Raw genomic sequence first — 324 nt, forward strand, 5'->3', positions numbered from 1 at the left:
CATGCGCAGGTCCTCGTAGCCGGTGCCCAGGCCCTCGGCCTGGTTGCGCTTGATGGCGCGCATCACATTGCCTTCGCCCCAGTTGTAGGCGGCCAGGGCCAGGTGCCAGTCGCCGAACATGCGGTGCAGGCGCTGCAGGTAGTCCAGCGCGGCCTTGGTGGACGCCAGCACGTCGCGGCGGTCGTCGCGGAAAGCGTTCTGCTTGAGGTCGAAGTCGCGGCCGGTGGCCGGCATGAACTGCCACATGCCGGCGGCCTTGGCGTGTGAGACGGCCTGCGGGTTGAAGGCACTTTCAATGAAGGGCAGCAGGGCCAGTTCCTGGGG

1 protein-coding gene is annotated in these 324 nt (G+C 67.9%); it reads right to left on the reverse strand.

Translation table 11 applies throughout. The features are described 5' to 3' along the window. Positions 1–324: lytic transglycosylase domain-containing protein (locus HA630_RS00630; protein WP_166832043.1), on the reverse strand; the 324-nt coding region annotated here is incomplete at both ends.

It is taken from the genome of Aquabacterium sp. A08 (assembly GCF_011742065.1).